The sequence below is a fragment of the Bacteroidales bacterium genome (assembly GCA_022647615.1).
Taxonomy (GTDB): Bacteria; Bacteroidota; Bacteroidia; order Bacteroidales; family UBA932; genus Egerieousia.
In genome coordinates this window covers 249,897-262,742 of record JALCKZ010000001.1, presented here as the reverse complement: position 1 = coordinate 262,742, position 12,846 = coordinate 249,897, and the positions used below count along the sequence as shown (strand labels likewise).

The following is a 12,846-nucleotide window of genomic DNA, read 5'->3' as shown; positions in this document are numbered from 1 at the left end:
TGTACTTGCTGCTTTGTAGCGCATTGCTTCAGTCCGCACAGCGGACTGTACTTGCAAAACTATAAACTATAAAGGGAAAATTTGAAAATTATACCGCCTCCCGGTCTGCACTCTGCATCAATTGTTCCTTTGTGGAATAGAACGGAATTTTTCACGATAGCTAAACCAAGGCCGGAACCTCCTGTCTTTCTGGTCCTTCCCTCTTCCACTCTGTAGAACCTTTCAAAGATTCTTGTCAAATCTTCTTGCGGAACACCCTTGCCGGTGTCTGTATATGTGAAGTTTATTTTATAACCACCCTCTCCTGATACCTGCTCAATTCCGGCGCTCAAAGAAATTTCTATTCCAGGGCCGCCATGCTCTATAGAATTGTCTATTAGGTTTTTAAACAAAGAGTAAATTAAAGAGTAGCATCCGTTAAGCTTAAGTTCATTGCTTATCAGGGAGTGGAATTGAATGTGATTAGCCTCTAGCTTATATCCAATCTCTTCGCACACTTCCTGCAAACATTTGCTGATATTAACTTCCTCTATTTTGTATGTTTCTCCACCCTCATCCAGCTTGTTCAAAGTAGAGACTTCCGCAATCAGATTTGATAGTCTAAGTGTCTGTGCATAAGCTTTATTTATGAATAAAGTCTTTTGCTCTTCAGGCATATCGGGGGAGTGAAGAATGGTCTCCAGATAGGCTCTTATTCCTGTGACCGGAGTCTTTAATTCATGTGCAATATTATGGCTCATCTCCTGCTTATACTGCTTCGTCTTTTCCAGCTGCTGAAAAGTATCTGCAATTTTTCTTCCTACTTCTCCAAAATCATCATCTCCAAAATCAATGCTGCTGAAATCTTTTTGCTGGCTCTTTAAAGCCCCTACAAATTGATTGAATTTTATTAGAGGTCTTGTTAGTTTTCCCGATATGATTATTGTTGCTGCTACAAGTGCGGCAAGCAGCGCAATCATCATCAGCAAGTATCTGTTATCTTTCTGGACCTGAGCCGGTTTCTCAGACATGAATTTAATTGCCGTCCTGATAAAATATCCATTGTACTTTTTTGCGTAGAACAAATATTCATCACCCATAGTTGCGGCATAGCGCAAGGAATTTCCATCGCCGTTTTGATTAGCTTTAATAAATTCCGGCTTGTTTGATTGATCCTCTTCTATTGAAACTTCATTTTGCCTGCTGTCATAAAGCACAAAGCCTGTGCTGTCTAAAATAGTGAACAACATCCCTTTAGCAGGTGGCGCAATTTGTGAAAACTTATTGCCAGCGGCAATTTTATTGTTAACATCAGCATTAAAAGCAATCAGCTCGTTTTGTAAAGTAGCCAAGCTGTAGTCCTTGCTTTGCTGCAAAGTATAAACGGTAAATCCAAGAGCCACAAAAGCCAGCAAAATAAGGAAGTACAGAAGCAATCTGTACCTGTATTTAATCTGAACTTTTTTCATTTTATATTTTTGATAGCTGCCGGTGCCGTTTGCGCGGTGTTATTTTATTTAATTTCTTTCTGCAAGCTGTATCCGTATCCGGAGCGATTCATAATTAAATCTCCGGCTCTTCCAAGTTTTTTCCTTAATCTTGCAATATGCACATCTACAGTTCTTTCCAGTACATAACTCTCATCTCTCCAAACTAATTTTAGAATATCATCCCTGGAGAAAATTTTGCCCGGGTACTTAGCAAGGAGCAGTAATATCTCCATCTCTTTTTTAGTTAAAAAGACTTCCGCTCCGTTTGCTATTACTTTCTTCTCGTCGCTCTTAATTTTTAGAATGCCAAAATCATATTCGCTCAGCTCAACCTCCGGCTTTTGATTAGAAGTGTTTTGCCATCCGGCAAGAGGCGCACCTTGCGGCTCCTTCTTTTGCATTCTCTTATAGCGGTTTAGGACGGCGCCAACTCTTGCAACCACTTCTTTGACAGAGAAAGGTTTTGGAATGTAGTCATCTCCTCCGGTCTTAAACCCGTTCAGGATATCAGGCTCTGTATCAAGCGCTGTTACAAATATGATAGGGATTGTGCTCTTGTAATCTTCTCTTAAAAGTTTGGCAAGTTTAAGACCGCTAATTCCGCCAAGCATAATGTCTAATATGAGCAAATCAAAATTTTCTTTTGGAATCATATAAAGTGCTTCCTCTGAACTTATTGCAGTCTTAACCTCATACCCGGCCCTCTCTAGATTGTACTGCAGAATTTCACAGATATCCTCTTCATCATCAACTACAAGGATTTTGCTTTTTTTCTCTGCCTGAGCGGCTGGCCCGGCAGTTATTTCTTTGTTATTGTCCATAATACATGAGAATTATACAGTTGCAACATAAACATGCATCAACTAACGGCCTCAAATATAGTAATTTTAGTTAAATTTGCCTTGCGCTGCCGTTAGGCATGGAAGTAAAAAAAATACAGTTATGGCTTACAAAAAAGAGGAAAAATATACTCCGGAATTAACGGAGAAACTTGCAAAACATTACAAAGCAATTTTGAATTTGTTGGGGGAAGATGCTGGTAGAGAGGGACTTTTGAAGACACCTATGAGGGTTGCAAAGTCCATGCAATTTCTTACTCAAGGGTATCAGCAAGACCCGTACGCAATTCTTAAATCTGCACTTTTCAAGGAGGATTATAGGCAAATTGTTTTGGTTAAGGATATTGAAATTTATTCAATGTGCGAGCATCACATGCTTCCTTTTTATGGCAAGGCTCATGTGGCATATATTCCAAATGGCTACATTACAGGACTTAGCAAGATTGCAAGGGTAGTGGATGCTTATTCAAGGCGGCTTCAGGTTCAGGAGCGTCTGACTGTCCAAATTAGGGACTGCATTCAGGAAACACTTAACCCTCTGGGAGTTGCGGTGGTCATAGAGGCTGCGCACATGTGCATGCAAATCAGAGGCGTGCAAAAACAGAATTCCGTTACCACCACCTCTGCTTTCACCGGTGCTTTCCTAAAAGACATCCGTACCCGTGAAGAATTCATGAGACTCATCGGCTCCACGCTGCACTAGTTTTTTGTTCCAAAGGTCGCAGCGGTAGATGCTACTTACTGATTAAACCATCCAATATTTTTTTCAATTCCGGAGTGCCGGGGCGTGGGGCGTCAAGGTGGATTATTTTTCCTGTTTTGTCAAATATCAGCATGCGGGGGATTTTACTAAGTCCAATCTCTTTTACGAATTTGCTATTATCTATGTTGGTAATCAGGTAATTATCGCCTCCCTCTTCAGAAATTTTATATTTCTCAATAGCTCTGCGCCAAGTCTCCGGAACTTTGTCTCCAGAATCAAAATAGACAAATGCAATATTTTTTCCCTTGTACTCTTTGCGGAGTTTGAGTGCAGCAGGCATCCCGCCAACACATGGCCCGCACCAAGATGCCCAGATATCCAAATAAATAAACTTGCCTTTGTATTTATTAAGCACATCAGACAGAGAAGTTTTTTTACCGCCAACGTTCAATAGTGTGAGGTCAATTGTGTATTTTCCTGAATATGTTGGTTTTACTGTGTCAATTTCCAAGATGAATTCTTTTTCTCCCGATAGTTTAATGTATATTTTATTGCACTTGTCAACAAGTTCCTTAGGATAGTGGTGCCAGCCATATTGATTAGTTGACAAATCAGCCATAGAATTTTTAAGGATAGAAATTCTTGCATATATAGAAATTGTGCTGTCTTGAGAAATAGCTGCAAACCCTTTTTCATCCATGGGGAAATATGCACTTTGAGCTAGATGGTGTGCAAACGTATAGTGCATCATTGAGTCTGACGCAATGATTGGCTTGGAGTAACGGCGAAGAGTTACAAGATTGCCGTGAAGGATGGCAGTTAATGTGTCATGTCTCTTTAAATAATCTGCATACCAATGTGTTATGCGTCTGGAGGAAACAAGAGAATCCAATTTTGCATTGTAATCTTGTTGATAAGATTTTAGGACAATTCGCAGAGAATCAATATTTGGAATTTGATACTCTTTTATATTATAACCTCTTTTCCAACATATATTAATGTCATTGGCATAACAGAGGGTAGATATATTGTAGCCTGTTTTTTTATCTACAGCTCTTGCATCCTCTTCCGGCAGATTGTATAGCCATGTATTGTAGGAGGAGCAGAGACTCTTTATAATGGGCCTAAGATTTTTCCCGTATGTAAACAGCACTGTATCACCCGCTTTAAGCATATAGTAGTTGTCCTCCCGTACTTGATTGCGGTGCATAACTTCCGCAAAGCCGTTGTATGTTGGAATAATTAAAGTGTCGCATCCGGACATGCGTGGGAAAAAACTGTGAAACCTGCGCATGGCATCTACATACTCAACTACACGCGGAGGTACGATGCTCATAACGCCGCTAGTTAGTTTGCTGGTACCAGTGTGATCGGGGCAATCCTTAAAAATGATTACCACATTGGACGTATTTGAGTGATACCCAATTGCAGCATTCTTTTCTTGCCCATAGCAGGTTGTGCATAGTGCCAGAAAGAAACTAAGAATCAGCGTACTTTTGCAGGTAGTATTGTAAAAGTGCTGTGTATAAGTTCTTTTCATAATTATCAAAATTATCTGCAATATTTTAGAATCAATGTCTCCAAATTGTCATTTTTTACAATCTTTCCGTCTCTTCATTATTTGAAGATCTAACTATATTTTTCCGGCCTTCTTTATTGCCAAAATTCCAAGAAATTGTAATCAAAAATGACCGTGCATCATAATAGTTATTATAGACTTGTTTTACCCCGTCACTCTTGTACGTATATTTTGGTTCAGACGTCTTGAATATGTCAGAAAGTTCCAACTTAATTTCCATGCCAGTTTTATTGTGTATATACTTAAATCCAATATCGGCCTGAAATGCATTATGCCTTTTGCGATAGTTATATAGTCCTGGTAAGTATTCAGTTAGATTGCAATCAATTATGAATTGCTTTTTTATGGAAAAAGAGTTATCCAAATAAAAAGAGCCTTGATAACCGGAAATATTCTTGAATTCTTGTTTTTTTGAATAATATGAATCTTTAGAAAAATCACACTGTACTACGGTTTTCCACCATTCATACGGAGAGAAGTATTTGTAAATATTTATTCCCCATTTTTTTACATCTAGAAAATTATTAGCTGTTTCTGCCTGCTTCTGCACATCTTCACTATCCAGAATAACCAATTTGCCTACTTGATTTGTTTGACTCGAATAATATAAACGGGTACTAAAGGATTCGCGGAACAGGTAGTTCAATTCAAAATTTTTGATATAAGACGGACGTAGTAAAGGGTTGCCTACAGAATAGCTGTATTTGGTAATATACCACTTGAAGGGATCCAAATATTTATACGGAGGTCTTTCTATTCTGTCTGAATATTGAAAAGATATATTGCTGTTTTCACCAAGGTTATAAAGGATACTGATAGTTGGGAAAACGTGGAAGTATTTATTATGCTCAGTTTCTGAATAATTGACTGATTCACCCGTAGTAAATGTACCCTCAAATCGGAGCCCTGCCTTAAATATCCAGTTTTTTATTTTCTTTTCACCAGACAAGTAGAAGGCATCAACATTTTCCTTGTATTTGAATGTATTATTGTCATTGAAATTACCAATATAGCTATCTGCAGATTTTGTATTGATATAGGAAAATTTTGCTCCGGTATTGAATTTACATCTAAAAAGGGTGGCTTCAAGATCGGTGGCGGCTGTTATGATATCATAATCAACCTTGCCGGCTGTCCGGTATAGCTCTTGTGGAGAGGATAAACCGTTGGTTAATAAGGAGGATGAAAAATTCCGATTTGTTTTCACAGTATTTTTCAAGTAATCTGCGTTAACTGAAAAAATCGTATTATCGTTTATATGATAGTTAAAGAATAGGCCTGAATTTGTTTTATAATTATTGCCGGTGGTTTTGCCATGTGACAGTAAAACGGAGTCAACGGCATTTGTCATTGCATTCATATATTCCGTTCTATTATCCAAATCGGAAATTCTTTCACTATTATGTAACGGGCAGGAGAGGTCAATGGCTACTGACATTTTCTCATTGAATTTGTAACTCAAGTCAAGATTAAGCATTGCAGACGTCATATTCCAGCGTTTGGGATTAGACGTTGAAGTTGTGAGTTGCGGATAATAGCTCAGATAATTTGTGTTGTTCAAGTAATTAACATTATCATAGGACAATGTACCATCAAATGATATTTTTGAATTGTTGTATCCCACATAAGCTGATCCCATATATGATGAATACGTGTTCTGCCCAAAACCAAATTTCACAAGTCCATTTATTCCCGCAGGCAATATGTTCCTGGTTGCTATTCTTATTACCCCTACATTTCCTTCCGCATCATACTGTGACGGCGGAATGGTCATAACACGGATGCTCTTAAGGTTGCTTACAGGTATTGAGTTAAGATATGATAAAAGAGACCTCCCTTCTAGTCTAACAAGCTTATTGTTAATAAAAACAAGGACTCCATCCTTTCCAACCATACCTAAAGATCCATTTGAGAGTTGTATGGATGGAACGGTTTTTAAAAGGTCTGATGTTTCTTTACCTTTTAAATCGGCTTTATTATTGAGCAATAACTGATAGCCATCGGGTATAATTGATAATCGTGCGTTATGTGCAACAATTAAAACGGAATCAATCTGCTGAGTTTTTGTGGTATCTTTTATGGAAACGGGATCTTGTGCTAATAATAAAGCAGTCTTCATTACTAGGATACACATGACTATATATCTAAGACTAGGTTTCACTGCAAAACATCTATTTGTTCCTATTTAAAAAATCCCTGTAAAGATAGTCCTCATCTCCTTTAAGCCATTCATATAGAGTTGGTTCTATTGGCATGTCAATTTTTAAATTTTGATGACCTATATTAAGAATATTGCCGTTTTTGTCCGTTACGGCAACATACGTGTAAGGGACTTGCATTGTGATATAAGAATTGTATGGAAGCTGAATAAACACGCGGGGGCCTCCTGTGGTAAGCAAATATTCACCAGGTGTTTCCCCAATGAAAGTTGCGCGTCCTGCTGCTTTAAGCAAGTTGCAGAATAGCATGCAGGCTGAGAAGGAAAGATTGTTTGTTGCAACGTATAACTTTCCTTTGAAAGGATACTTTGTTTCTGAGTGTACGTATTCCGTCTTCAGCAAAGTATCCAATCTGAAATATTTTCCGTCGGGAGTATTTTTAAATATCTCTACTGATTTATTTATCAGATTGTTAATGCTGTCTTTCTCCTTTTTGCTTAGGCCTTCTGAATTGTAGTACATCTCATAAGTATTTTTGAGCAGCGGCAGTCCGTCCTTCTTGGAGTAGGAGCTAGCGCGGAAAAATTCTTTTATTGGGAGGGAACTGTCTAGAAAATAGTTTAACGTTTCAAATACGTCTCCGGCATACCCCCCGGGGTTGTTTCTTATATCTACAATTAAGTTTGTAACTCCGTCTTGGTGAACTTGTTTCATGCACTCCTCAATCCTGTCCTTGTATGCATTGTCATTCTTCATAAAGAAGATGGCAGTAAATTCTTTTGAGTAGAACAGATTGATATCCAGTACTCCTGTACTGTCATTCAGTTTATAATATGAGAGAGAATGGTTGTGCAGATTGAATGCGTTCTCATGTCTTTTTATTTTAACATCCCCGTTTTGTTTATAGAGCTTGTATCTCTCTTCTCTTCCTATGCCTTGCAAAGTTGCCGTCTTTGTTTCAGAAGATGTGAATGTTGTGTCTGAATATACTTTATATTCAATTGAATATGGCGGTTTGACGCTTTCGCAAAATAGATATCCTGTAATGTTGTTCCACGCTCTTGGGTCTCCCTCAATTTGGCTGTTCATCCATGCTCTTGCATAAAGAGGAGCGCAATAGGTAACTTCTACTTGTTTTTTTGCCAGCGTTTGCGCGGGTATTCCGTTGATTGAAGTGATTTCACTGTGTTTTGGAAGATTGCCGGTGTAATCTGTTATTACAAAGATTCTTCCGTCTTGAGTTATTTTAGGGAATATGGGAAAGACAAGGTCTTCCGGCTTAAACCATTTGTTTCTGTTATACACTCCAATGTCAGGAAACTGAAAATGCCCGTCCTCTATCATCCTTGAAAAATATCTCCAGGAGAGTACATATTTTAAATTGTGAGCTGAGGTGATTTGGGAATCTATGTATTGAAATATGCTGTCTCTTTGGGCCCTTGTAGAACATCTGTCGGGATCTGCATATACGTCATTTATAATATGATATATGAATGCAGTTTCTTCATGGCGGTTTTGTGCCAGGGCTTTAGCCGGCTCCGTCGATTGAGTTTTGTTCTGTGCGTAACTGTTAAATGCCAGCAACTGCAGAAGAAGGACAAATGGTATTATTTTTTTCATGATTTACTCTTTGTCCTATTGTTGGATGAGAGATTATACCTGCTTTTATATCACATTAAAGCTGGAGAGTCCCAAAAATAATGTTCCAAGAACCCATACTGAAATTACTGTTATCCAAACGGTTTTATTTGTCTCTTTGCCCATCCAAACCCACATTATGCCAATGAGGGCCAATATGGAAATTACTAATGCGTATATCCCGCTTATCGCCATAGACATCTTAGATCTTAATAGTTCATAAATAACTACGGCAATAATCAAGACTGAAATTGAGATTAAAAATCTTTTAGTTTGTTTTTGAGTTAATAACCACATAGTTTTTTGTTTTAATAAATCCTATTATAAAGTTAAGTTTACCCTGCTTGTCAAAGTTACCTACAATGTTTTAGAATCTATGTCTCCAAATTGTCATTTTTTTACTTTAATATTTACAGAATACAATTCTTAATATAGTTAGGTTTATTAGTGAAAACTAATGTTCATTTATATTTCATTTTTCATAACTTTGAGTTGTAATGTGGGTAAAATCAACATATAAGAGTCATATAAAACTGTTCTCCATTGCCGCTATCCTGCTTATCATTGCACTTCAAGGTATAATGCTTTTTAATGTCTACAGGTCACTGGAAAAAGTCATTTTTACAGACGTAAATGAAGCATTTAAGTCATCAACTGAGCAGGAACTTCTTGCTAGAGCAGCAAAAGTTCATGCACCTGATGGGACAATTATTCCAACACCTAAGGGTGCGTTGGCAGGCTCTGTATCCGATATGTATATTGGCTTTAATGATCATTGTGATAAATATGGACACCCGCGCAATTTAGATACCTTAAGAAAATACTTTAATAAATATCTTGCTGCAAAGAATATTCATAATCTGGAGTATAAAATTGTTACACTTAAACCTGATACAAATTATTATAATTCTCCATATAAATTTTATAATGATACCAGATATAATGATGTGTCATTCAGAGGATTCAAAACGCATATAATACCGGTATTATCTAATCTTACTTTGGGTATACAGGCCGTGGTAAACAATCCATACAAGCTGATTCTTTCAAAAATGTTTTTGCTCCTTCTGATATCATTGTTTGTATTAATATTTGTTATTTATAGTGTAGGGGAGCAGATTAAAATTATTAATGAGGAGAAGGCGCTAGCACTATTTAGGAAAGATCATACCTATTCCATGATACATGATATGAGTACGCCAATGAACGTGATAAGAATGAGCTGCGGGGAAATATCAAAAATAAATGCTGTTGCAGGAGATAAAGAAGCGAGTGAATTTGTGCAAATGCTCAATGAAGGCAATGAACGGCTTATTGATATGAGGAAGAAGATACTTGATGTGTACAAGCTTGAAAATAAGGCAGGTGCGCTTTCTTATTCCAAGATAGAGATTAATGATTTTTTTGATGCGCTAATAAAGAAGTTTAACTCCTATACAACTAAACAAATCTGTTTTGAAAAAGTGTGCGGCACCGGGTTGTTTTTAAATTCAGATATACAGTATTTGACTGACATTTTTGATAATCTGATTGAGAACTCCATCAAATATTCCGGGGCGTCTGTTAATATTACTCTTTCTGCCGCAGAGAATGATAAATTTGTTTTGCTCAAGGTTAGAGACAATGGATATGGAATGCCAAATGATGAAATTGAGAGGATGCTGGATAAATTTGAACGCGGGATAAATAGTAAAGCATCAGAAGGTTACGGACTTGGCTTAAATTTTGTCTATCAAGTTGTGTCTCTAATGAAAGGAACTCTTGGCATAGAAAGCAAAGTGAATGAGTTTACTGAGGTGTTATTGAAGTTGCCTGTAAATGATTGATTTTATGATTAATCTTTTGTTTGTGGATGATGATGTGTTGACATGCAAATTGTTCAAATCTGCATTTGAGAGGCACGGGTATCATGTTGAGTGTTGCTATAATGGCAAGGAGGCGCTTGAGAAAATTAGGGTTTACTCTCCGGATTGTATTATTACTGATATTCAGATGGGAGTAATGGACGGGAATGAACTTATAGGCAAATTAAAAGAATCACGTTGCAACACCCCAATAATTGCTCTTACCGGCAATCCAAAGGACATATCCACATTAAGTGCGGATGCATACCTTCCCAAGCCATTAAATTTTGATATTCTCACTGTTACGATTGCTAAGTTGCTTAAGGAGAAATCTCTTAGCGCGCAAAGTGCAGAGTATGAGATTGGTTCATATGTTTTTCATGCTGGAAACCACACTTTAATTGTCAATGATGAAAAAATAGAGATGCTTCCAAAAGAAGCAATGCTTTTGGAGTTGCTTTGTAAAAACTTAGGGAAGAATGTTTTACGTGATGACATTGCTGCTGTGTTGTGGTATGGTGCGGAGAAAAACAATATCGCTCACAACTTGGGTACTTTGGTCTATAATCTTAGGCATTATCTTGCTAAGGATAAAAACATTTCTATTACTGTTGTTCGGGGTGACAGTGTTAGGTTGGAGGTGGGGTAGTTCAAAAGCCTTTAATGTATAATAATGAATTATAAATGAACATGACCGGTTCTGAAACTATCTAATTTTACCAAATATAGATAGTTTGGTATGTTCAGAATTCTTTTTCCTTTTATTGTGATTTTGCCTATTCTATTGACAGGCAAAAAAGTAGTAATTAATTCACAATTCTGCAAGGCAACCCCCGATGCAGAAATGTCTCTTAACGGCAAATACTTGCTATACAGGAATAAAAAAGAATCCTTGAAAATAATTGACATTGAGAAAAATACTCTAGTTGCACAGTTGGGCAAATGGGGAGGACAGTCAGGTAAATTCTTTTATCCCGTTCCTTTAAGCACTAATGTGAATAATCCCTTGTTTTATTTACTCGACTATGGCGATATATTTGAGGTATCTGAAAACTTCCAACTGAACAAAACAAAGCGGCGCCTTTACTCATTTGAATATGATTTTGGCGGCAATTCATCCCAATGGGCAAGTAACTATTATATTTTTAATTCGCGTAGTATCTTATTTGTTGGTGCAGACAAAAAAACTGATGCCGGTGTGTTTCTAACTTATTCAGATTTAAATGGTTTAACAACAAAAAAGATATTATCTCTAGCAGTTGATACCCTTAGGGGATACCTGCCATACAGTGGCAGTCTTGCAGTCGGTTATGACAACAGGAGAGCTGTTTTTGCATATAATAGTTATGATGTGGTTAGGGTAATTAACCTTGAGCATAAGACATCTTTTTTGATACAACGTCAGCTTAATAACCCTGATATTTCTATTCTCAGAGAATCGTACAATAGGCACTTTAGATACTATGTTAAGACAGTGGCGGGGTACAAATATTTTTATTGTTTGTACTTTGGAAATTTTGCTGATAGGCTTTTTTATGGCAAGCAAACTAATTCATTTCTAGAACAATATAATTGGAATGGAAACCTTATTAAAGTTTACAAATTAGATCATGTGGGATTAAGTTTTTGCATAAATGAGGCGGAGAGCAAATTACTGTTACTATCTGTTGCAAAGTCAGGTTTATCAGTTATATATGAATATGAGTTAATATGACGATATGAAATCATTCATTAAAAAAACATTTGTTTGTGTCTTTGTAGGGTCGCTATGTATTGTAAATAATGCAGAAGCACAATTTCCTCCGTTATTTCGGCCGGTTGATAAGTATAAGGTGGAGGATGCATGCCTTTATAACGCATACTATGATTTGGTGTTCTATCCTTATGGCAAAGAAAAGAGTGTTATTGTTGGAGGAGTAAAGCATCAAGAAGAACATGATATTACGCTTGTGCAGATAGGGAAAAATGTCATGCATAGTTTTAGTTATGAGCAATTTAAGAACGATTCATTGAATACCATACTCGCTGCCAAGGGAAGAAATACATATTCAATGAAGCAGGAGGTTTTTCAAAGCAATGTATATAGATACCTCAAGGAGAGTAAAATTACTTTGATATACAGAACAATTTTATTTGGTCCGATTTATTCATACACAGAGCAAGAGATTCCTATCAAATGGGAAATCTCATCTGACAAGGATACCTTATCTAATTATCTTTGCCAGAAAGCAACCTGCACTTTCCTTGGGAGGCATTATACTGCATGGTTTACATCAGATATTCCATTTAGTGCAGGACCATATAAATTTGGCGGTCTGCCTGGATTGATTGTGAAAATTGCCGATGAAACTAATGATTATGAATGGAGTCTGAGATCATTCACCAGGGCTGCGTCTGATGAAACAATCAAACTGTATAAGTGGCCTTATCAGAGCATTACAAGAGCAAAAATGGCAGATATCGTGAGGAGAATGAACAACAATCCTTACATGTTCCTTGAATCCATTGGAGCAAAATTTCATGTTGGGAACTCCGATTCCTATTCATATATCTCTCTTCCTTATAATCCTATTGAGCTGGATTTGGAACAAAAAAATAAATGATAAAAATTCGCA

11 protein-coding genes are annotated in these 12,846 nt (G+C 37.1%); 5 read left to right on the top strand and 6 right to left on the bottom strand.

Annotated elements, in window-relative coordinates:
- Positions 1-59: 59 nt before the first annotated feature.
- Together LKM37_01140 and LKM37_01135 are read right to left on the bottom strand one after the other, a co-directional pair.
- Complete coding sequence (locus LKM37_01140) at positions 60-1,448, bottom strand: ATP-binding protein (protein ID MCI1719626.1); 1,389 nt, start codon at positions 1,446-1,448, stop codon at positions 60-62.
- A 44-nt stretch (positions 1,449-1,492) separates the two neighbouring features.
- Positions 1,493-2,290 (bottom strand): response regulator transcription factor, encoded by a 798-nt coding sequence (locus LKM37_01135; GenBank protein MCI1719625.1) that lies wholly within the window; start codon positions 2,288-2,290, stop codon positions 1,493-1,495.
- A gap of 121 nt (positions 2,291-2,411) precedes the next feature.
- On the opposite strand from LKM37_01135, the gene folE reads away from it, so the two are divergent.
- Positions 2,412-3,011 (top strand): GTP cyclohydrolase I FolE, encoded by a 600-nt coding sequence (folE, locus tag LKM37_01130; GenBank protein ID MCI1719624.1) that lies wholly within the window; start codon positions 2,412-2,414, stop codon positions 3,009-3,011.
- A gap of 31 nt (positions 3,012-3,042) precedes the next feature.
- Here the strand turns inward: folE and LKM37_01125 are convergent, their stop codons facing one another.
- The 4 genes from LKM37_01125 to LKM37_01110 are packed head-to-tail and all read right to left on the bottom strand — an operon-like array spanning position 3,043 to position 8,684.
- Positions 3,043-4,551: a TlpA family protein disulfide reductase gene (locus LKM37_01125; GenBank protein MCI1719623.1), complete on the bottom strand. Its 1,509-nt coding sequence runs from the start codon at positions 4,549-4,551 to the stop codon at positions 3,043-3,045.
- A 55-nt stretch (positions 4,552-4,606) separates the two neighbouring features.
- Positions 4,607-6,709, bottom strand: coding sequence for a TonB-dependent receptor (locus LKM37_01120; protein ID MCI1719622.1), 2,103 nt, complete (start codon positions 6,707-6,709; stop codon positions 4,607-4,609).
- 52 nt (positions 6,710-6,761) lie between these two features.
- Positions 6,762-8,369, bottom strand: a complete 1,608-nt coding sequence (locus LKM37_01115) for a S41 family peptidase (GenBank protein MCI1719621.1) — start codon at positions 8,367-8,369, stop codon at positions 6,762-6,764.
- 45 nt (positions 8,370-8,414) lie between these two features.
- Complete coding sequence (locus tag LKM37_01110) at positions 8,415-8,684, bottom strand: hypothetical protein (protein MCI1719620.1); 270 nt, start codon at positions 8,682-8,684, stop codon at positions 8,415-8,417.
- 200 nt (positions 8,685-8,884) lie between these two features.
- Here LKM37_01110 and LKM37_01105 point away from each other — a divergent pair, with 200 nt between their 5' ends.
- The 4 genes from LKM37_01105 (at position 8,885) to LKM37_01090 (ending at position 12,834) form a co-directional block, all read left to right on the top strand.
- Positions 8,885-10,213 (top strand): HAMP domain-containing histidine kinase, encoded by a 1,329-nt coding sequence (locus LKM37_01105; GenBank protein MCI1719619.1) that lies wholly within the window; start codon positions 8,885-8,887, stop codon positions 10,211-10,213.
- 4 nt (positions 10,214-10,217) lie between these two features.
- A complete protein-coding gene (locus LKM37_01100; GenBank protein MCI1719618.1) occupies positions 10,218-10,880 on the top strand; it encodes a response regulator transcription factor in 663 nt (220 codons plus the stop codon).
- A 135-nt stretch (positions 10,881-11,015) separates the two neighbouring features.
- A complete protein-coding gene (locus LKM37_01095) occupies positions 11,016-11,945 on the top strand; it encodes a hypothetical protein (GenBank protein MCI1719617.1) in 930 nt (309 codons plus the stop codon).
- 4 nt (positions 11,946-11,949) lie between these two features.
- Complete coding sequence (locus tag LKM37_01090) at positions 11,950-12,834, top strand: GLPGLI family protein (protein MCI1719616.1); 885 nt, start codon at positions 11,950-11,952, stop codon at positions 12,832-12,834.
- Positions 12,835-12,846 lie beyond the last annotated feature (12 nt).

Excerpts from the sequence above, each read along its gene's own strand:
- LKM37_01120 (MCI1719622.1), bottom strand. The coding sequence starts at position 6,709 with ATGAAGACTGCTTTATTATTAGCACAAGATCCCGTTTCCATAAAAGAT.
- folE (MCI1719624.1), top strand. The coding sequence starts at position 2,412 with ATGGCTTACAAAAAAGAGGAAAAATATACTCCGGAATTAACGGAGAAA.
- LKM37_01140 (MCI1719626.1), bottom strand. The coding sequence starts at position 1,448 with ATGAAAAAAGTTCAGATTAAATACAGGTACAGATTGCTTCTGTACTTC.
- LKM37_01090 (MCI1719616.1), top strand. The coding sequence starts at position 11,950 with ATGAAATCATTCATTAAAAAAACATTTGTTTGTGTCTTTGTAGGGTCG.
- LKM37_01135 (MCI1719625.1), bottom strand. The coding sequence starts at position 2,290 with ATGGACAATAACAAAGAAATAACTGCCGGGCCAGCCGCTCAGGCAGAG.
- LKM37_01125 (MCI1719623.1), bottom strand. The coding sequence starts at position 4,551 with ATGAAAAGAACTTATACACAGCACTTTTACAATACTACCTGCAAAAGT.
- LKM37_01105 (MCI1719619.1), top strand. The coding sequence starts at position 8,885 with ATGTGGGTAAAATCAACATATAAGAGTCATATAAAACTGTTCTCCATT.
- LKM37_01110 (MCI1719620.1), bottom strand. The coding sequence starts at position 8,684 with ATGTGGTTATTAACTCAAAAACAAACTAAAAGATTTTTAATCTCAATT.
- LKM37_01115 (MCI1719621.1), bottom strand. The coding sequence starts at position 8,369 with ATGAAAAAAATAATACCATTTGTCCTTCTTCTGCAGTTGCTGGCATTT.
- LKM37_01100 (MCI1719618.1), top strand. The coding sequence starts at position 10,218 with ATGATTAATCTTTTGTTTGTGGATGATGATGTGTTGACATGCAAATTG.